The organism is Catenulispora yoronensis (assembly GCF_039531695.1).
Lineage (GTDB): Bacteria > Actinomycetota > Actinomycetes > Streptomycetales > Catenulisporaceae > Catenulispora > Catenulispora yoronensis.
The window spans coordinates 1-21,197 of the sequence record NZ_BAAAQN010000033.1; the positions used below are offsets into that span (position 1 = coordinate 1).

General features: G+C 72.3%; 7 protein-coding genes and 1 pseudogene. 7 read left to right on the forward strand and 1 reads right to left on the reverse strand.

Going from position 1 to position 21,197, the window contains the following annotated elements; all coding sequences use genetic code 11:
• The 5 genes and pseudogenes from ABD481_RS25220 to ABD481_RS25240 all read left to right on the forward strand — a co-directional run.
• Positions 1–224 (forward strand): annotated as a pseudogene (locus ABD481_RS25220) (F0F1 ATP synthase subunit alpha); the annotation flags it as partial.
• Between the two features lie 54 nt (positions 225–278).
• Complete coding sequence (locus ABD481_RS25225; protein ID WP_344668227.1) at positions 279–1,190, forward strand: F0F1 ATP synthase subunit gamma; 912 nt, start codon at positions 279–281, stop codon at positions 1,188–1,190.
• A gap of 1 nt (position 1,191) precedes the next feature.
• The gene (gene atpD, locus ABD481_RS25230) at positions 1,192–2,631 is read left to right on the forward strand and encodes a F0F1 ATP synthase subunit beta (protein WP_344668228.1); all 1,440 of its coding nucleotides are present in this window, start codon (positions 1,192–1,194) and stop codon (positions 2,629–2,631) included.
• Positions 2,628–3,065 carry a F0F1 ATP synthase subunit epsilon gene (locus ABD481_RS25235; RefSeq protein WP_344668229.1) on the forward strand — a complete coding sequence of 146 codons (438 nt, stop codon included), beginning with the start codon at positions 2,628–2,630 and terminating at the stop codon, positions 3,063–3,065. The genes atpD and ABD481_RS25235 overlap by 4 nt, the downstream gene beginning before the upstream one ends.
• Positions 3,066–3,106: 41 nt before the next feature.
• Positions 3,107–3,553, forward strand: a complete 447-nt coding sequence (locus ABD481_RS25240) for a DUF2550 domain-containing protein (protein ID WP_344668230.1) — start codon at positions 3,107–3,109, stop codon at positions 3,551–3,553.
• A 499-nt stretch (positions 3,554–4,052) separates the two neighbouring features.
• On the opposite strand, the gene ABD481_RS25245 is transcribed toward ABD481_RS25240, so the two are convergent.
• Positions 4,053–5,054, reverse strand: coding sequence for a transcriptional regulator (locus tag ABD481_RS25245; protein ID WP_344668231.1), 1,002 nt, complete (start codon positions 5,052–5,054; stop codon positions 4,053–4,055).
• A 682-nt stretch (positions 5,055–5,736) separates the two neighbouring features.
• On the opposite strand from ABD481_RS25245, the gene ABD481_RS25250 reads away from it, so the two are divergent.
• Entirely contained in the window at positions 5,737–5,985 is a 249-nt protein-coding gene (locus ABD481_RS25250; protein ID WP_344668232.1) for a DUF5988 family protein, read from the forward strand.
• Between the two features lie 548 nt (positions 5,986–6,533).
• The gene (locus ABD481_RS25255; protein WP_344668233.1) at positions 6,534–21,137 is read left to right on the forward strand and encodes a type I polyketide synthase; all 14,604 of its coding nucleotides are present in this window, start codon (positions 6,534–6,536) and stop codon (positions 21,135–21,137) included.
• Positions 21,138–21,197: the final 60 nt, after the last annotated feature.

Consider the following 21,197-nt stretch of genomic DNA (forward strand, 5'->3'; position numbering starts at 1 on the left):
AGTTCATCTCCTTCCTGAAGACCGATCATGCCGGTGTGCTGGCCAGTATCCGTGAGACCGGTCAGCTGGCCGATGACACGGTGGTGGCGTTCAAGGACGCCGTCGCGACCTTCAAGCGCAGCTTCGAGCTCGGCGACGGCACCCTGCTCGCCGACCAGAACAAGGTCGAGGCCCTGGACGAGGACGAAGTCGGCCAGGCCACCATCACCCGGCACAAGGCCTGATCGCGGTGACCCAGACATCGTTGAGCAACCAGACGTGGGAAGGGGTGAACTGACATGGGAGGCCAGCTCCGGGTCTACCGGCGGCGCATCTCCTCGGTGAAGGCGACCAAGCAGATCACCCGCGCCCAGGAACTGATCGCCACGGCCCGCATCGTGAAGGCGCAGCAGAAGGTCGCCGCCTCCACTCCGTACGCGGAGGAGATCACGCGCGCCGTCTCGGCGGTCGCGTCGCGCTCCAACGCCGCGCACTCGCTGACCACCGAGCGCGCCCCGCGGCCGGGCGTCAAGCCCAAGGCCGCGGTGGTCGTGGTGACCAGTGACCGCGGCTTCTGCGGCGGCTACAACGCCAACGTCCTGAAGGAGGCGGAGCAGCTGATGCAGCTGCTGCGCGAGCAGGGCAAGGAGCCGGTGCGCTACGTCATCGGCCGCAAGGGCGTGGTCTACAACACCTTCCGGGAGCGGCCGCTGGCCGGCTCCTGGGTCGGCTTCTCGGACAACCCCTCCTACGAGGACGCCCGCGACGTCGCCGACGAGGTGATCGAGGCGTTCCTGGCCGACGAGGGGATCGACGAGATCCACCTGGTGTCGACCCGGTTCATCTCGATGCTGTCGCAGCAGCCCGTCACGGTGCGGATCCTGCCGCTGCAGTACGAGGAGACCAGCGAGCCGCCGGCCGGCGGGGTGTTCCCGCTGTACGAGTTCGAGCCCTCGCCGGAGACGGTGCTGAACGCGCTGCTTCCGCACTACGTGCGGGCGCGCATGTACAACGCCCTGCTGCAGGCCGCCGCCTCCGAGCACGCGGCCCGCCGGCGGGCCATGAAGTCGGCGACCGACAACGCCGGCGACCTGATCGACAACCTCACCCGCCTGGCGAACGCCGCCCGGCAGGCCGAGATCACCCAGGAAATCAGCGAGATCGTGGGCGGCGCCAACGCGCTGGCCGATGCGAATGTGGGAAGTGACTGAAATGACTGCGACCACTGAGACCACGACGAAGGCCGTGGGCCGCGTCGCGCGGATCATCGGCCCGGTCGTCGACGTGGAGTTCCCCGTCGACGCCATGCCGGAGCTGCTCAACGCGCTCACCATCAACTACGAGTTCCTCGGCGAGACCCGGACCCTGACCCTCGAGGTGGCCCAGCACATCGGCGACGGCATGGTCCGCGCCATCGCGCTGAAGCCCACCGACGGCCTGGTCCGCGGCGCCGAGGTGGTCAACACCGGCGGCCCGATCACCGTGCCGGTCGGCGACATCACCAAGGGCCACGTCTTCGACGTCACCGGCGAGGTGCTCAACCTCAAGGAGGGCGAGAAGTTCGAGGTCTCCGAGCGCTGGGGCATCCACCGCAAGGCGCCGAGCTTCGACCAGCTGGACTCCAAGACCGAGATGTTCACCACCGGCATCAAGGTCATCGACCTGCTGACGCCGTACGTGAACGGCGGCAAGATCGGCCTGTTCGGCGGCGCCGGCGTGGGCAAGACCGTGCTGATCCAGGAGCTGATCTACCGCGTCGCGGAGAACTTCGGCGGCGTGTCGGTGTTCGCCGGCGTCGGCGAGCGCACCCGCGAGGGCAACGACCTGATCGCGGAGATGACCGAGACCGGCGTCATCGAGAAGACCGCCCTGGTCTACGGCCAGATGGACGAGCCGCCGGGCACCCGCCTGCGCGTCGCCCTGTCCGCGCTGACGATGGCGGAGTACTTCCGCGACGTGCAGAAGCAGGACGTGCTGCTGTTCATCGACAACATCTTCCGCTTCACCCAGGCCGGCTCGGAGGTGTCGACCCTGCTGGGCCGCATGCCCTCCGCGGTGGGCTACCAGCCGACCCTGGCCGACGAGATGGGCGAGCTCCAGGAGCGCATCACCTCGACCAAGGGCCACTCCATCACCTCGGTGCAGGCGATCTACGTCCCCGCGGACGACATCACCGACCCGGCCCCGCACACCACCTTCACCCACCTGGACGCGACGACGGTGCTCAGCCGTCCGATCACCCAGAAGGGCATCTACCCCGCGGTGGACCCGCTGGACTCCACCTCGCGCATCCTGGACCCGCGCTACATCAGCCAGGACCACTACCAGTGCGCGACCCGGGTGAAGCAGATCCTCCAGAAGTACAAGGACCTGCAGGACATCATCGCCATCCTCGGCATGGACGAGCTGTCCGAAGAGGACAAGATCACGGTGCAGCGCGCCCGCCGCATCGAGCGCTTCCTGTCCCAGAACACCTACGTGGCCAGGGTCTTCACCGGCATCGAGGGCTCCTTCGTCCCCCTGGACGAGACCATCCACGCCTTCACCGCCATCGCCGACGGCAAGTACGACCACGTCCCGGAGCAGGCGTTCTTCATGTGCGGCGGCCTCGACGACCTGGAGAAGAAGGCCAAGGAGCTGGAGCGGGCATGAGCGACCTGCACGCCGGCGCCCGCCGGCTGAACGTCTCCCTGGTGGCCGCCGACCGCAAGGTCTGGCAGGGCACCGCGGAGATGATCGTGGCCCGCACCACCGAAGGCGACACCGGCGTGCTCCCGGGCCACCAGCCGATCCTGTCCATCCTGCTCCCCTCCGTGGTCTCCATCCGCGGCACCGAGCAGGGCACCCTGGAAGCAGTGGTCTCCGGCGGCTTCCTGTCCGTGGCCCGCGACGACGTCAGCGTCCTGGCGGAGAGCGTCCTGCTCCCCTCCGAGATCGACCTCGCCGCGGCCCAGCAGCTCGCCGCCGAAGCCCGCTCCTCCGAGCACAGCGAGGACAAGGCCACCCGCGACCAGGCCGACGCGGACCTCCGCTTCGCCGAGGCCCAGCTCCGCGTGGCAGGCCACGCCCCAGCCGGCACCCACTGAGGCCCCCCGATGCGCCCGGAACCCGACAGCGAGGAGCACTAATGCTCAGCGCTGTCGAGTTCCTGGCCATCGGCATCGTGATCCTCTGCCTGGCCCTGGCCTTCATCCCCATGCGCCGCCACCTGATCCGCCGCGGCGGCGGCGCCTTCGACTGCGCAGTCCGCTTCGCCCCCATCCCCACCCTGGGCGACGCCTCCGGCTGGTCCTTCGCCGTAGGCCGCTACCGCGAACTGACAGTAGAGCTCTACCGCGTCTTCAGCTACTCCCCCCGCCCCCGCACCAGCCTCGCCCGCCGAGGCTTCGACGTCGTAGGCCGCCGCGAAGCAGCGGGGGAGGAGACCCGCACCCTCCTACCCGGCTGGTCCGTCCTGGAATGCTCCGCCGCCGGCGAGTCCGTGGAACTGGCGATGTCCCCCGAATCAATGATGGCCTTCCTGACCTGGGTCGAGGCCGCACCCCCGGGGTGGAACATTTCGCGGGTGAGTTAGCCCCGCGACCGACTGCGTAGCCACGACCAGAACCGGCGGCGGCCCAGCAAAAAAGACTGGCCACCAGCACAACCGGCAGCGGCAAGCAAAACAAGTCTGGCCATCATCACATCCGGCAGCGGCCAGCAAAACCGGTGCTCATCGCAACCGGCCGCCCCGCTTTTGACTTTTGCTTTGCCCCAAAGTTAGGTCTTCGGTTCCGGTCTTTCCGTCGCGTCGGCGGGCGTAGCCAATCGCGCCGCCCAGGCGGTGTCAAGGCTCGCATCAGCCGGGGCACAAGCACAAAGGGTCGCCTTGATACCGCCTGGGCGGTGTGATTCCTTCAGGCGACGATGCGACGGAAAGGCCGGGACCGAAACCGGAACCACCGACCAAGGCCGCGCCAACCCGCCCGGCCCCACTCTTTCCAGAGCGAGGCCCTCCCCGGAGGGGCCGCCGGAGGCGCAGTTGACTTTGATCTGGCTTTTGACTGGCTCTTGATCTCCCCCTCCCCCCACCCCTACCCCTCATCCTCCAACTCCCGCGCAAACTCCATCCACATCCGCGCATAGCACTCCGCCAACTGCCGCACCAACCCCTTCGAATGCGGAGGCATCGCACTCGCCAACGTCGGCAGCTCCTTCGCTCCAATCGCAGTGGTCTGCATCAGCCGCAGCAGCTGCCGCCCATTCTCCGTATGCCGCAGCGACGGGTCGCGCACCAACTTCTCCAACACCGGCGCCGGATTCGGCACCTCCACTCCCAACGCCGCCATCCGGTCTCCAACCCCACCCCCAACTCCACCCCCGGCCCCGCTACCACCATTCCCAACCCCGCCGATCCCCCCACCAGCGTGCGACAAAGCCCCCGCTCCCACCCCCGCCCCCACACCCCTCCCCGGCGCCTCCCCCCGCAACAACCGCTTCCGCACATCACTCGCCGTAGCCGGCGACACCCCCGCAATCCTCGCCAACTCCCGCAACGAAGCATGCGGACGCTCCGTCATCAACTCCGCGACCCGCGCCCTCCGCTCCATCCCATTCAGCGGCCGCGCGCGCCCATCCCGACCGATCCGGCTCGTAGTCCGGCTCGCATCGTCCTCCGACTGATGCCGCAGCATCGCGATCGTCTTCGCCGACAACCCCGTAACCTGCGCGATGGCGCGATCCGAGAGATGCCGATGCGAGCTGAGTATCCGACGTGCCGCAGCCCTGCGATCGTTCAGCGACAGTGGAAACCCATGCGCGACGTTCGCCTCCACCGCGCGCAGAAACACATCCGCGGGATCGCCATCAAAGAACTCGACCTCGATAGTCGGACGGTGGTTGACCGCCGCCGCCATCAACCGATGCGTACCGTCGATCACGCGCATCGTGCGCCGATCCACCAAGATCGGCGGCAGCGGAGCTTCGATCTCCGCCAAGCGTGCGACGTGTGCGGCGTCCTGCCCCTCCAGCCTCGGTGACTCGCCCGGCAACAACAGCGACAAGGGAACAGTCACTGCCCGCGCCTCAGCGTTCATCACGCCAGTAGCCGCGCTAGAAGTCACGCCAGCAGCCGCGCCAGAACCAGCACCCAACAGCTGCCGAGCCTCAGCCTCCGGCAACGGCCTCAGCGGCAGCACCGGCCCCACCAACCCGACCTGCCCAGCCGCCGCCCGCCCGAACGAAGCAGAGCCGGCAGAGGTCCCAGAACTGCCAGATCCCCCAACACCACCCGACCCGAGCGCAGCCGCAACCCCAGAAACGACGTCATCAACAAGCAGCTGATTCACCTCGGAGCTCCCGTCACTCTCGACCAAGGTGCGTGATCTTCGCGAAGGCTAGAACCGCCGTCTACAGCCGAGGTGGTGCCCACCCACAATCAGAGCCCAGCGACACTGGAGCCCCCCACCCCGCGTTCCACACACCCACCGCCCCACCTCGGGGGCAGCCACCGCGGTCATCGCCAGGTGGACGCGAGGAGGTACGTGCGCGGCCGGCGACGAACCCCCGCCCCATAGCGCCGATCGACCCCAACCCGCTATGGTGGCCGGTTTTCCTTCCCCTCAATAAACAATTCCCACCCCCTAAAACCCAACCCCTCAACACCCCCTCACCACCCCCACTGTTCAGAACCCCGCTACCTGCCCCCCGCCCTTCCGGTTACAGTCATCCCGAAGGTCATCACCCGCGTGAATATAGTCCTGAATTGGAGGACCTTCCATGACCGACACCGTGAAGGACGCCACCAAACAGAGCAAGACCGAGAACCACATCCGCGCGATCCTTGTAGGCGGTCCGAGCAGCCTTCCGGAGATGCACCGCATCCAGTCGGTGAGTCCCCAAAAGGACAAGATCAAGATCGTCCACCAGGGCGGATACGAGCACTTCGAACGCCGCACCTGCGGCTCCGACAACGGCCCGGGGGAGATCCACTTCCACTGGACCATGCGCACCAAGGTCGCCGAGTAACCCCAGGCGACGGCTTCCACCAGGCGACCGCAACCACCTGGCGACCGCAACCACCTGGCAACGGCAACCGCCTGGCACCAGCAACCACCTGGCAACCACAACCACCTGGCACCAGCAACCGCCCGGCGACCCCAACCACCGGCCGAAAGTCTCCGCCGGCCAACAACCGGCCGACAGCTTCCACAGGCCAACAACCGGCCGACAGTCTCCCCGGCCAACAACCGGCCGACAGTCTCCCCGGCCAACACCGGCCGAAAGTCTCCACCGGCCACCCCACCCCACCCCCCGGGCACCTGTTCAACCGCGAAGCTTCAGCTGTTGAACACTCACCCCACAGCGTCTCCGCGCTCCCCAGCGCGAAAACGCAGCACCCCAAGCGAATTCTCTTGAGCGAGCGGTGAGAACCGCTCGCTCCTTGGTGGACCGTTCATTTTCCAGCGGGCGTCGGCCCACCGCTGTGCGCGATTCTGCGCGATTCTTGAGAACGACGTAGGGCGACGTTAGGGCGACGTTGTCGTGGCCGCCGGCTTATCGGGATGGCGAAGAATATGGCGAACGAAGACAAGTTCCGTGACTATCTCAAGCTCGTGACCGCGAACCTGCGGCAGGCCCGCCGATCCCTGCGCGAAGTGGAGCGCCGGCGGCACGAGCCGATCGCCGTCGTCGGCATGGGCTGCCGCTTCCCCGGCGGTGTCAGCGCCCCGCAGGAACTGTGGGAGCTGCTCTCCTCCGGCGGCGACGCGATCTGCGGCTTCCCGGACGATCGCGGCTGGGATGTGGACGCCCTCTACGACCCCGATCCGGACCGGATGGGCACCTCCTACTCCCGGCACGGCGGCTTCCTGCGCCAGGCCTCGGAGTTCGACGCCGGCTTCTTCGGCATCAGCCCCCGGGAAGCGCTGGCCATGGACCCGCAGCAGCGCCTCATGCTGGAGGTCGCCTGGGAGGCGCTGGAACGCTCGGGCATCGACCCCCAGTCGTTGAAGGGCTCCCAGACCGGCGTCTTCGCCGGCGCCTACGCCTCCGGCTACGGCCTCAAGCCCGCCGAGGAGTCGCAGGAGGTCGAGGGCCACCTGCTGACCGGCATGGCCACCTCCGTCCTGTCCGGCCGCATCGCCTTCTCCCTCGGCCTGGTCGGCCCGACCGTCACCGTCGACACCGCCTGCTCCTCGGCGCTGGTGGCGCTGCACCTGGCCTGCCAGTCGCTGCGCTCCGGCGAGTGCGATCTGGCGTTGGCCGGCGGCGTCACGGTGATCGTCACGCCCACCATGTTCGTCGAGTTCTCCCGGCAGAAGGGCATGTCCGTCGACGGACGCTGCCGCTCCTTCGCCGCCGCGGCCGACGGCTCCGGGTGGGCCGAGGGCGCCGGTCTGCTGGTCGTCGAGCGGCTGTCCGACGCCCGCCGCAACGGCCATCCGATCCTCGCGGTCGTCCGCGGCAGCGCCATCAACCAGGACGGCGCCTCCAACGGCCTCACCGCCCCCAACGGCCCGGCCCAGCAGCGCGTCATCCGCGCCGCGCTGGCCAACGCCCAGCTCGCGACCTCCGACATCGACGTCGTCGAGGCCCACGGCTCGGCCACCACCCTCGGCGACCCGATCGAGGCGCAGGCGCTGATCGCCACCTACGGCCAGGACCGTCCCGATGGGCGTCCCCTGTATCTGGGCTCTGTGAAAAGCAACATCGGCCACACCCAGGCCGCCGCCGGCGCGGCCGGCCTGATCAAGACGGTGCTGGCACTCCAGAACCAGGCGATGCCGCGCACGCTGCACGCCGACGAGCCCTCGCCGCACATCGACTGGTCCGCGGGCCAGGTTCAGCTGTTGCAGGACCAGGTGGCGTGGGCGCCGGGGGAGCGGACGCGGCGCGCGGGGGTGTCGTCGTTCGGGATCAGCGGGACCAACGCGCACGTGATCCTGGAGGAGGCGCCCGGCCCCGAGGACTTCGTCGACGACGCCGAGACCGACGCCGACGGCTCCAGCGAGCCCGGCGCCGCCTCCGAGCCTGGCACCGCCACCGAGTCCGGCGCCGCCACCGAGCGCACGACCACCCCGGTGGCGACAGCCTCAGCAGTCGCAACAGCCTCAACAGCCTCCGAACAGCCTCAACCCCCTGCGATCCTCAAAACCCCCTCCACCCACCCCGTCTGGCTCGTCTCCGGCCGCAGCGCCGACGGCCTGGCCGGCCAAGCCGGCCGACTCCGCGAGTACACGCTGGCCCGGCCGGAATTGGAGCCGGCCGATGTCGCGTGGTCCCTCGCCGCGTCGCGGTCGGTGTTCGACCACCGGGCCGTGGTCACCGGCACCGACCGCGCCTCGCTCGTCTCCGGCCTGGCCGCGCTCGCCACCGGGCAGAGCGCGCCCGGCCTGACCACCGGTTCGCTGGTCGCCGGCGGCGTCGGCCGACCGGTGTTCGTCTTCCCGGGCCAGGGCAGCCAGTGGGCCGGCATGGGCCGCGAGCTGCTCGCGGACTCCCCGGTCTTCGCCGCTCGCCTCGCCGAGTGCGCCGAAGCCCTCGCACCCCTGGTCGACTGGTCGCTGCTCGACGTCATCAAGAACGCCGAGCCCCTCGACACCGCCGACGTCGCCCAACCGGTGATGTGGGCCGTGATGGTCTCCCTCGCAGCCCTCTGGCAGGCAGCCGGAGTGAATCCGGAAGCTGTCATAGGCCACTCCCAAGGTGAGATCGCCGCCGCCACCGTTGCCGGGATCCTCTCGATCCCGGACGGCGCCAAGGTCGTCGTCGCGCGCTCCAAAGCCCTGGCCGGCCTCAACGCCTCCGGCGGCCTGCTCTCCGTGGTCATGCCGGAAGCAGCGGTCGTGACAGTCCTCGAAGAAACCGGCTTCGCCGACCGCGTCACCATCGCCGCCGTGAACTCCCCGGCCGCGACTGTCGTCTCCGGCACCCCCGAAGACCTCGACGCCTTCGAAGTGAAGCTGTCCAAGCGCCGCATCCTGCGCTGGCGCGTCCCGGCCACCGCCGACTTCGCCGCGCATTCCCCGCGCGTGGAGCGCATCGAGCCCGAGCTGACCCGCGAACTGGCGCGCATCCGCCCCGCCGAGAGCAGGATCGCCTTCTACTCCACGGCGCACAGCCGCTGGATGGCCGGTCCCGAACTCGGCGCCGCGTACTGGTACGCCAACGTCCGCGAGCAGGTCCGCTTCGCCGACGCCGTCGCCGAGCTGGCGCAGGCCGGACACCGCACCTTCCTGGAGATCTCCGCGCAGCCGACGCTGACCGGCTCGATCACCGAGACCGTGCAGGAGGCCGACCTGCCCGCGCCGGTGGTGTCCGGCACGATCACCCGCGAGGACGCCGGCGCCACCGGGCTGCTGGCGTCGTTCGCCGCCGTGCACGTCCAGGGCGTCGCCCTCGACTGGCGCGCGATCCTCGGCGGCGACGGCACCCGCGTGGACCTGCCCACCTACGCCTTCCAGCACCGCCGCTTCTGGCTCAAGCCGCTGGCGGCCACCATCGCCGGCAACCCGGCCGACGACGAGCTGTGGGCCGCGGTCGAGGACGGCGACGTCTCCCGCCTCGCCGACGCCCTGGCGCTGGACACCGACCGCGCCGGCGACCTGCTTCCGGCCCTGGCGTCCTGGCGCCGCCGCGAGCGCGCCGACTCCGCCGCCTCCGACTGGCGCTACCGCATCACCTGGTCGGCGGTCACCGACCCGGGCTCGGCGGTGCTGTCCGGGACCTGGCTCGCCGTCGTGCCGGCCGGGGCCGACGCCCACGACGAGATCAGGGCCCTGACCGACCGGGGCGCGCAGGTCGTGCTCCTCGAAACCGGTGCCGCCGATCTCGATCGCGAAGTCCTGGCGGCCCGCCTGGCCGAGCTCGCCGCACAGACCGAGCTCGCCGGCGTGCTCTCCTTCCCCGCGGCAGCCGCTGGCGACACCGCCATCACGAGCGACACCGCCGCCACCAACGACCCCACCACCGCCGGCGCCCCCTCCACCCCCACCACCGCTGGCGTCGTCCCCAGCCTCGCGACGACCCTGATCCTGATCCAGGCCCTCGGCGACGCGGACATCTCCGCCCCGCTGTGGACCGTGACTCAGGGAGCTGTCTCGGCCGTCGCCGGCGACCCGGTCGCCGACCCGTTCCAGGCCCAGCTCTGGGGCCTGGGCCGCGTCGCCGGTCTGGAGCACCCGGAGCGCTGGGGCGGTCTGATCGACCTCCCGCCGGTCCGGGACGACCGGATCGCCTCCCGCTTCGCCGCCGCGCTGGCCGGGCTCGGCGAGGACCAGGTCGCCGTGCGCGAATCCGGTCTCCTCGCACGCCGCCTGGCCCGCGCCCCGCAGGCCGCGTCCAAGCGCACGTGGACCCCGCACGGCACCGTCCTGGTCACCGGCGGCACCGGAGCGCTGGGCCGCCACGTCGCCCGCTGGCTCGCCGACCGCGGTGCCGAGCGGATCATTCTGGCCAGCCGTTCCGGCGCCTCCGCCGCCGAAGCCGCCGCCCTGGCCGCCGACCTCGCGGTCGCCGCCACCGCACCCTCCGGCGTGGCAATCGACATCGTGTCCTGCGACGTGACCCAGCGCTCTGCGATCTCCACTGTCCTGAACAGCATCGCCGCCTCCGGGCCGCCGCTGACCGCCGTGTTCCACCTGGCCGGCGTCAGCCAGACCACCCAGGTCGCCGACACCACCCTCGCCGATCTGGCCGACGTCGCCGACGCGAAGATCGCCGGCGCCCGCCTGCTCGACGACCTCACCACGGACCTCCAGCTCGAAGCCTTCGTCCTCTTCTCCTCCGCCGCCGCGACCTGGGGCGGTGCCCAGCAGCCCGGCTTCGCCGCCGCCAACGCGCATCTCGACGCCCTGGTCGAGGCCCGCCGCGCGGCCGGCCGCACCGCCACCGCCGTCGCCTGGGGCCCCTGGGCCGGCGACGGCATCGCGGACGGCGACGCCGGCGCCCAGATGCAACGCAGAGGCCTGACGCCGCTGGACCCGGCCCGCGCCGTGGCCGCCCTCGGCCGCGCCCTGGACGCCGACGACCTCCAGGTCACGATCGCCGACGTGGACTGGGAGAAGTTCGCGCCGACCTTCACCCTGCGCCGCCCCAGCCCGCTGATCGAGGCGCTGCCCGAGGTCCGGCAGGCGCTGGCCGCCGCGGCCGCGCAGGGCGCCGCCGAGAGCGACGGCGCGCTGGCCGAGCAGATCAAGACCCTGAGCCGCGCCGACCAGGACCGCCTGCTCACCGAACTGGTGCGCGGCCAGGCCGCCGACGTCCTGAAGTACCCGTCGGCCGCCGCCGTCGAGCCGAACCGCGCCTTCAGCGAGCTCGGTTTCGACTCGCTGACCTCGGTCGAGCTGCGCAACCGCCTCGGCGCCGTCACCGGTCTGCGGCTGCCCGCCACCCTGCTGTTCGACTACCCGACCTCCGCCGTCCTGGCCGAGTTCCTGCGCACCGGCCTGCTCGGCATCGGTGCCGACGACGAGGCCGCGCGCCCCCAGGCCACCGCCGGCTTCGACCGGACCGGCGCCGACGACCCGATCGCCATCGTCGGCCTCGGCTGCCGCTTCCCGGGCGGCATCAGCACTCCCGAGGAGCTCTGGGACCTGCTGGCCTCCGGCGGCGACGCCATCGGCGCCTTCCCGACCAACCGCGGCTGGGACATCGACAGCATCTACGACCCGGACCCCGGCCACACCGGCACCTCCTACGTCCGGCACGGCGGCTTCCTGCACGAGGCCACGGACTTCGACGCCGGATTCTTCGGCATCAGCCCGCGCGAGGCGCTGGCCATGGACCCGCAACAGCGCCTGCTGCTCGAAGTCTCCTGGGAAGCCCTGGAGCGCGCCGGCATCGACCCGCACTCGCTGCGCGGCACGGCCACCGGCGTGTTCGCCGGCGCCAGCTTCGCCGGCTACGGCCTGGCCCCCTCCGACGACGCCGAGAACCTCGAAGCGCACCTGCTGACCGGCACCACCACCAGTGTCATCTCCGGCCGGGTCTCCTACACCCTGGGCCTGGAGGGCCCCGCCGTCACCGTCGACACCGCCTGCTCCTCGACCCACGTCGCGCTGCACCTGGCCTGCCAGGCGCTGCGCAGCGGCGAGTGCTCGCTGGCCCTGGCCGGCGGCGCGTTCGTCTCGGCCAGCCCGGAGCTGTTCGTGTGGACCAGCCGCCAGCGCGGCCTGGCCGAGGACGGCCGCTGCAAGTCCTACGCCGGCGCCGCCGACGGCATGGGCATCTCCGAGGGCGCCGGCATGATCCTGGTCGAGCGCCTGTCCGACGCCCGCGCCAACGGCCACCCGGTACTGGCGGTCATCCGCGGCACCGCGGTCAACCAGGACGGCGCGAGCAACGGCCTCACCGCCCCCAACGGCCCCTCGCAGCAGCGGGTCATCCGCGCCGCGCTGGCCAACGCCAGGATCACGACCAACGACGTCGACGTGGTCGAGGGCCACGGCTCCGGCACCACGCTCGGCGACCCGATCGAGGCGCAGGCCGTGATCGCCACCTACGGCCAGGGCCGCCCCGAGGGGCAGCCGATGTATCTGGGCTCTGTGAAGTCCAACATCGGCCACGCGCAGGCCGCGGCCGGCTCGGCCGGCATCATCAAGATGGTCATGGCGCTGCGCAACGAGCTGCTGCCGCAGACCCTGCACATCGACGAGCCCTCGCCGCACATCGACTGGTCGGCCGGGGACGTGCAGCTGCTGACCGAGGCCGTGCCGTGGCCCACCGGCGGTGAGCGGGTCCGCCGCGCCGGCGTCTCGTCGTTCGGCGTCAGCGGCACCAACGCGCACATCATTCTCGAAGAGGCGCCGCTCTACGCACCCGTCGTCGCCGGTGCCACCGCCGAAGGCGACGACACCTCCGACAACACCTCGGACGCCACCGCCACCGCCACCACCACCGAGGCGACACAGAACCCTGACGAGGCCCGGAACTCCGCCCCGACCCTGCTCGCCCCCTGGTGCCCGGTGACCGCCTGGCCCGTCTCGGGCCGCAGCACCGACGGCCTGACCGGCCAGGCCGGCCGACTCCGCGAGTTCGTCCTCGCCCGGCCCGGCCTCGCACCGACCGACGTCGGCTGGTCGCTGGCGACCTCCCGCTCCACGTTCGAGCACCGCGCGGTGGTCGTCGGCTCCGACCGCGGCACGCTCGCCGCCGGACTCGCCGCCGTCGCGACCGGACAGGCCGCGCCGGGCGTGGTCACGGGGTCCGCCGGATCCTTCGGCGGCCGCACGGTCTTCGTCTTCCCCGGCCAGGGCAGCCAGTGGGCCGGCATGGGCCGCGAGCTGCTCGCGGACTCCCCGGTCTTCGCCGCCCGCCTCGCCGAGTGCGCCGACGCCTTGGCGCCATTGGTCGACTGGTCGCTGCTCGACGTCATCGAGAACAGCGAACCGCTCGACACCGCCGACCTCGCCCAACCGGTGATGTGGGCCGTGATGGTCTCCCTCGCAGCCCTCTGGCAGGCAGCCGGAGTGAATCCGGAAGCTGTCATAGGCCACTCCCAGGGCGAGATCGCCGCCGCCACCGTCGCCGGGATCCTCTCGATCCAGGACGGCGCCAAGGTCGTCGTCACCCGCGCCAAGGCGCTCGCCGACCTCAACGCCTCCGGCGGCCTGCTCGCGGTGGTCATGCCCGAGCAGGCGGTCGTGACCGTCATCGAGGAGACCGGCTTCGCCGACCGGATCACCGTCGCCGCCGTCAACTCCCCGGCCGCGACCGTCGTCTCCGGCGTCCCGGCCGACCTCGACGCCTTCGAGGCCAAGCTGTCCAAGCGGCGCATCCTGCGCTGGCGCGTCCCGGCCACGGCCGACTTCGTGGCCCACTCGCCGCGCGTCGAGCCGATCGAGGCGACGCTGCGCGAGGCGCTGTCCGGAATCCGCCCCGCCGACGGCGCGATCTCCTTCTACTCCACCGCGCACAACCGCTGGGTGTCCGGCGCCGAGCTCGACGCGGGGTACTGGTACACCAACGTCCGCGAGCAGGTCCGTTTCGCCGACGCCGTCGTCGATCTCGCGCAGAACGGCTACCGCGCCTTCATCGAGGTCTCCGCGCAGCCGACCCTCACCGGCGCCGTCACCGAGTGCGCCGACGAGTCCGGCGCCACCGGGACGGTCGTCACCGGCACGGTCACCCGCGAGGAGTCCGGCGCCGCCGGGCTGCTCACCGCGCTGGCCCGGGCCCACGTCGCCGGCGTCCAGGTCGACTGGCGCGCCGTCCTCGGCGGCGGCGAACGCGTCCCGCTGCCCACCTACGCCTTCCAGCGCCGCCGATACTGGATGCAGGGTTCGACGACGCAGGCCGCCGCCGAGACCACCGCCGACGCCGCCGAGGCCCGGTTCTGGGCCGCGGTGGAGGACGGCGACCTGCGCGAACTCGCCGAGGAGCTGGCCATCGACGGCCGGCTGCCGCTCAACGACCTGCTGCCCGCCCTGGCGACCTGGCGCCGCCGGGAACGCGCCGACTCCGTCGTCGGCGACTGGCGCTACCGCGTCACCTGGGTGCAACTGCCCGAACCGGCCTCCGCGGCGCTGACCGGGAGCTGGCTGCTCGCCGTCCCGGAGAGCCACACCGCCGATCCGTGGCTGGCAGCGCTGGTCCGCGCGCTGACCGAGCACGGCGCGCACGTCGTCCAGATCCCGGTCGCGGTCACCGATCCCGCCCTGGACCGGACGACGCTCGCCGCGACGCTGACCGCGGCGGTCGCAGGGCTCGAAGACACCAAGGTGTCCGGGGTCCTGTCGGTGCTGTCGCTGGACGAGACGCCCTACCCGGGCGTGCCGACCGTGCCGGCCGGCGTGGCCGGAACCCTGTTCCTGCTCCAGGCCCTCGGCGACGCCGGGATCGGCGCCCCGCTGCGGATCCTGACCACCGGCGCCGTCGCCACCGGCCTCGGCGAGCCCGTGACCAGCGCGGTGCTGTCCGAGATCTGGGGCCTGGGCCGGGTCGTCGCGCTGGAGCACCCGGACCGCTGGGGCGGTCTGATCGACCTGCCGGCGGCGTGGGACGACCGGATCGCGCACCGCTTCTGCGGCCTGCTCACCCATGTGGTCGAGGACCAGATCGCCGTGCGCGGCAGCGGAATCCTGGGCCGCCGCCTGGTGCGCGCCCCGCAGGCCCGGCAGTCCCGGACCTGGACGCCCGGCGGCACCGTGCTGATCACCGGCGGCACCGGCGCGATCGGCGGCCACGTCGGCCGCTGGCTCACCGGCCGCGGCGCCGAGCGGATCGTGCTGACCAGCCGGTCCGGCGCCGAGGCGGCCGGGGTTCCGGAGCTGGCCGCCGCGCTGGCCGGCTCGGGCACCGACGTGGTGGTGGCCAGCTGCGACACCGCGCGGCGCTCCGACGTGGCCGGCGTGCTCGGCCGCATCGCCGCCGACGGTCCGCCGCTGTCCACCGTGATCCACAGCGCCGGCGTCCTGGACGACGGCGTGCTGGACCGGCAGAGCGTCCCGCGCCTGGCCACCACGCTCGGCGCCAAGGCGGCCGGCGCGGCCTGGCTGGACGAGCTGACCCGGGACGCCGACCTGGACGCGTTCGTCGTGTTCTCCTCGGCGGCGGCCACCTTCGGCGGCGGCGGCCAGGGCAACTACGCCGCGGCCAACGCCTACCTGGACGGCCTGGTGGAGAAGCGGCGCGCGGCCGGGCTGCCCGGCCTGTCGGTGGCCTGGGGCCCGTGGGCCGGCGGCGGCGTGTCGCAGGCCACTGACGCCGCCCGGGCCCGGCTGCGCCGCAACAAGTGGGAGGTCCTGATGGCCCCCGAGCTCGCGGTGCGGGCTTTGGGCCAGGCCCTGGACAACCCCGACGACGTCACAGTGACCGTGATCGACATCGACTGGGCGCAGCTGTGCACCGCGCCCGCCGCCGCCGAGCTGCGCCAGCACCCGATGGTCCGCGATCTGCCGGACGTGGTGCGGAACCTGGCGAACCCCGGCGGCGCTTCGGACAGCCGCGGCGGGGCGGCGGACGGCGACCTGGTCCGGCAGCTGGCCGGCCTGCTTCCCGCCGAGCAGGAACGGACGCTGACGGACCTGGTCCGCGCCGAGGCCGCCGCGGTGCTGAACTACCCCTCGGCCGAGGCGGTGGAACCGGACCGGCCGTTCAGCGAGCTCGGGTTCGACTCGCTGACCTCGGTGGAGCTGCGCAACCAGGTCAGCGCCGCGACCGGGCTGCGGCTGCCGGCCACCCTGCTGTTCGACTACCCGACGCCGACCGTGCTGGCCGCGTATCTGCGTTCTGAGATGCTCGGCGCGCTGGCCGGCGCCGGCGCCGCCACCGGAACCGACGCGCCGGCCGGTCCGACCGCGTCCGGCCCGGGCGCGGACCCGGCCGAACCGCTGGCGATCGTCGGCATGGGCTGCCGGTTCCCCGGCGGCGTGCGCAGCCCCGAGGATCTGTGGCGGCTGCTGGAGAACGCCGCCGAGGGGATCTCGCCGCTGCCCGCGGATCGCGGCTGGGACGTCGAAGCCCTCTACCACCCGGACCCGGACCACGCCGGCACCTCCTACGTCCGCGAGGGCGGCTACGTGCAGCGCGCGACCGAGTTCGACCCGGCGTTCTTCGCGATCAGTCCGCGCGAGGCGCTGGCGATGGACCCGCAGCAGCGGCTGCTGCTGGAGACGTCCTGGGAGGCCCTGGAGCGCGCGGGTATTGACCCGCACTCGCTGCGCGGGTCCCGCACCGGCGTCTTCGTCGGCGGCTATGGCTCCGGCTACGAGGCCCTGGGCATGGCGGCCGTGCGGGACGGCGCCGAAGGCGTCGAAGGACACTTGGTCACCGGCAACGCGACCAGCATCCTGTCCGGCCGGGTGTCCTACGCCCTGGGGCTGGAGGGCCCGGCGGTCACCGTCGACACCGCCTGCTCCTCCTCGCTGGTCGCGATGCACCTGGCCGGTCAGGCGCTGCGCTCCGGCGAGTGCGCGCTGGCCCTGGTGAGCGGCGTGACCATCATGGCGACGCCGCGCGAGCTGATCGGGTTCTCCCGGCAGCGCGGCCTGGCCGCCGACGGCCGGTCGAAGGCGTTCTCCGCGGCGGCCGACGGGATGGGGATGGGCGAAGGCGTCGGCACCCTGATCGTGGAGCGGCTGTCCGACGCCCAGCGCAACGGGCATCCGGTGCTCGCGGTGGTGCGCGGCAGCGCGGTGAACCAGGACGGCGCGAGCAACGGCCTGACCGCGCCGAACGGCCCTTCGCAGCAGCGCGTCATCCGCGCCGCTCTGGCCAACGCCCGCCTGACGCCCACCGACGTCGACGTGGTGGAGGCGCACGGCACCGGCACCCCGCTCGGCGACCCGATCGAGGCCCAGGCCCTGATGGCCACCTACGGCCAGGGCCGCGCCGAGGACAAGCCGCTGTGGCTGGGCTCGGTGAAGTCCAACATCGGCCACGCGCAGGCCGCCGCCGGCGTCGCCGGGATCATCAAGGTGGTGCTGGCGATGCGGCACGAGGTGCTGCCGCAGACCCTGCACGTCGAGGACCCCTCGCCGCACATCGACTGGACCGAGGGCGACGTGCGGCTGCTGGCCGCGCCGGTGCCGTGGCCCGGCGGCGGGAAGGTGCGGCGCGCGGGTGTGTCAGGGTTCGGCATCAGCGGGACCAACGCGCACGTGATCGTGGAGGAAGCGCCGGAGCTGCCGGCCGAGGTGGCGATCGAGGATCCGGAAGCCACTGAAGCCACTGAAGCCGTTGAGAACGTTGAGAACATTGAGGAAGCGGCGGCCGAGAAGCAGCCGGTGCTCGGCGGTGCCGACGTGTCCGCGTGGGTGATCTCCGGCCGGGGTTCCGAGGGGCTGGCGGCGCAGGCCGGCCGGCTGCGGGAGTTCGTGCTCGCGGAAGCGGTCGAGACCGAGGACGTCGCCTACTCGCTGGCGACTGCCCGCGCCCGGTTCGACAACCGCGCGGTGGTGATCGGCCGGACTCGCGAGGAGCTGACGGCGGGTCTGGCGGCCGTCGCGACCAAGCAGTCCGGACCGGTCGTCGGCGTCGCGAAGACCGGCGCCCGGGTCGGCTACCTGTTCTCCGGTCAGGGCGCCCAGCGGGCCGGAATGGGCCGCAGCCTGTACGCGGCCTCGCCGGTGTTCGCAGAGTCCTTTGATCGGGTCGCGGCCATCCTCGAAGCGGAGCTGGGTCTTCCGGTCGCCGACGTCGTCCTCGGCCGGGCCAAGGATGTCGACGCCGACCAGACCGTCTTTGCCCAGACCGGATTGTTCGCGGTCCAGGTGGCGCTGGTCGAGATGCTCACGGCCGCCGGGGTCCGCCCCGACGCGGTCGCGGGCCACTCCGTCGGCGAGATCGCGGCCGCTTGGGCGGCCGGAGTGCTGTCGCTCGAAGACGCCTGCCGCCTGGTCGCCACCCGCGCGCGCCTGATGCAGGCGCTGCCCGAGGGCGGCGCGATGTGCTCGATCGCCGCGACGGAGGCCGAAGTCCTCGAAACCCTCACCGGGAACGTCGCGATCGGTGCGGTCAACGGCCCGATGGCCACGGTCGTCTCCGGTGACGCCGCCGAGGTCGACGCCATCGCAGAGCTCTGGCGCGGACGCGAGCGCCGGGTGCGCCCGCTGCGCGTCAGCCACGCCTTCCACTCCCACCACATGGACCCGATCCTCGAAGAACTCGGTGGCGTCGCCAACACGGTGACGCATTCCGCGGCGCGGATCCCGTGGGCCCAGGCCGCGATCGGCGAGGTCGCCCCGTCCTACTGGACCGAGCAGGCCCGCCAGCCGGTGCGTTTCGCCGACGCCGTCAACGCCCTCGCCGAGCGCGGGATCACCGTCTACATCGAGATCGGGCCGGACGGCACGCTCTCGGCGATCGGCTCGGCGGCCGTGCCCGCCGAGACCGGTGCGACCTTCATCCCGCTGCTCCGCTCGAAGTCCCCGGCCCCGGTGACCGTCGCGACCGCCTTGGCGCGGGCCCACGTGCAGGGCATCGGCGTCGACTGGCCGGCGGTGCTCGGCACCGGCGACCGGATCGATCTGCCGACCTACGCCTTCCAGCACCAGAGCTTCTGGCCGCAGGTCACGCAGGTCTACGGCGGCAAGGCCGCCGAGGCCACCGGCGCCGAGGCCGAGTTCTGGTCGGCGGTCGAGGGCGGCGACGTGTCGCAGCTCGCTGACACTCTCGCCATCGACGGCGACCGGCTCGCCGATCTGCTCCCGGCCCTGGCGTCCTGGCGCCGCCGGGAACGCGCGGACTCGGCCGTCGCCGACTGGCGCTACCGCGTCTCCTGGGCCCCGGTCCCGGAGCCGGCCGCTGCTGTGCTCGACGGCACCTGGCTCCTGATCGCCCCGGCCGGGCACCCGACCGCCGATCTGGCCCAGGCGTTGGGCGCCCGCGGGGCCGAGGTCCGGACCTTCGAGTTCACCGCCGCCGACCTCGACCGCGCCGCGCTGACCGCGCGCCTCGCCGAGACCTTCGCAGGCTTCGAAGAAGGTCGACTGGCCGGTGTGGTCTCGCTCCTGGCGCACGCCGAGACCCCGCTGCCCGACCTGCCGGGCGTCCCGTTCGGCGTCGGCGGCACCCTGGTCCTGGCCCAGGCGCTCGGCGACGCCGACATCGCCGCCCCGCTGTGGGCGCTGACCAGTGGCGCCGTCGCCACCGACCGGGGCGAGGCCGTCGCGCACCCGGTGCAGGGCCAGATCTGGGGCCTGGGCCGCGTCGTCGGCCTGGAGCACCCCGAGCGCTGGGGCGGCCTGGTCGACCTCCCGCAGGAGTGGGACGACCAGATCGCCGCCAAGCTGTGCGCGGTGCTGGCGACGCCGACCGGCGACACCGGCGAGGACCAGCTCGCGGTCCGCGCCGCCGGCATCTTCGGCCGCCGCCTCACGCATGCCCCGGCGGCGCGTTCCGGGCGCGAGTGGACTCCGCGCGGCAGTGTCCTGATCACCGGCGGCACCGGTGCGATCGGCGGCCACGTCGGCCGCTGGGTCGCCGAGCGCGGTGCCGACCGGGTGGTGCTGTGCAGCCGTTCCGGCCCGGCCGCCGCGAACGTCGCGGGCCTGGCGGCACAGCTCGCCGCCGCCGGGACCGCGGTCGACCTCGTGGCTTGCGACACCTCGCGCCGCGAGGCCGTGCAGGGCCTGCTGGCCCGGATCGCCGCGACCGGCCCGGCGCTGACCGCCGTCATGCACACCGCCGGCGTCGGCCAGGCCACCTACATCGCCGACACCACGCTCGCCGAGCAGGCGGCGGTGTGCGGGGCCAAGGCCGACGGCGCGGCGCTGCTGGACGAGCTGACCCGGGACGCCGATCTGGACGCGTTCGTGGTCTTCTCCTCCATCGCCGCGGTCTGGGGCAGCGCGATGCAGCCCAGCTACGCCGCGGGCAACGCGTATCTGGACTCGATGATGGAGAACCGCCGCGCCGAGGGCCGGCCCGCTCTCTCGGTGTCCTGGGGCCCGTGGGGCGGCGGCGGCATGACCGCCGTCGAGGACGCCGAGCGGATGGTCAAGCGCGGCCTGAAGCTGCTCGACCCGCGGCTGGCCATGCAGGCCCTGGCGCAGGCCGTGGACGCCGGCGAGGACCTGCTCACCGTCGTCGACGTCGACTGGGCCACCTTCGCCCCGCTGTTCACGCTGCGCCGGCCCAGCCCGCTGATCGAGGGGCTGCCGGAGGTGGCGGCGGCGCTGGCCGCGGCCCGCGAGGAGTCGGCCGGGACCGGCGCCGGCGGCGAACTGGCCGTGCAACTGGCCGGGCTGTCCGCCGCGGACCAGGACCGGGTGCTGATCGACCTGGTCCGGACCGAGGCGGCGCGGGCCCTGGGCTATCCGTCGGCCGACGCCGTCGAGCCCGACCGGGCGTTCTCCGACCTCGGGTTCGACTCGCTGACCGGCGTGGAGCTGCGCAACCGGCTCACCGCCGCGACCGGCCGGGCGATCTCGGCGACCGTGGTGTTCGACTACCCGACCCCGATCGCGCTGGCCGGCCATCTGCGGCAGGCCATCGCGCCGGCCGAGGCCGAGCAGCTGCCGCTGCTGGCCGAGCTGGACCGGCTGGAGTCGGTGCTGAGCACGGCGGCGGTGTCCGAGGGCGACTCCGGCAAAGTCACAGCGCGGCTCGAGGCCGTCATGACGAAGTGGAAGGAAATCCGAGGCCTGACGGAGGGGACCGCCGTCATGGACAAGCTCGAGTCGTCCAGCGACGACGAGATCTTCGACTTCCTCGGCAAGGAGTTCGGGATCCGCTGATGTACCGCTTTGCGCCGGCCGGAGCAGGTCCGACGCGGCGGCCGACGATTTCTGGCGATG

Coding starts and splice junctions, on each gene's coding strand:
- ABD481_RS25225 (WP_344668227.1), top strand. CDS start 279: ATGGGAGGCCAGCTCCGGGTCTACCGGCGGCGCATCTCCTCGGTGAAG.
- atpD (WP_344668228.1), top strand. CDS start 1,192: ATGACTGCGACCACTGAGACCACGACGAAGGCCGTGGGCCGCGTCGCG.
- ABD481_RS25235 (WP_344668229.1), top strand. CDS start 2,628: ATGAGCGACCTGCACGCCGGCGCCCGCCGGCTGAACGTCTCCCTGGTG.
- ABD481_RS25240 (WP_344668230.1), top strand. CDS start 3,107: ATGCTCAGCGCTGTCGAGTTCCTGGCCATCGGCATCGTGATCCTCTGC.
- ABD481_RS25245 (WP_344668231.1), bottom strand. CDS start 5,054: ATGAACGCTGAGGCGCGGGCAGTGACTGTTCCCTTGTCGCTGTTGTTG.
- ABD481_RS25250 (WP_344668232.1), top strand. CDS start 5,737: ATGACCGACACCGTGAAGGACGCCACCAAACAGAGCAAGACCGAGAAC.
- ABD481_RS25255 (WP_344668233.1), top strand. CDS start 6,534: ATGGCGAACGAAGACAAGTTCCGTGACTATCTCAAGCTCGTGACCGCG.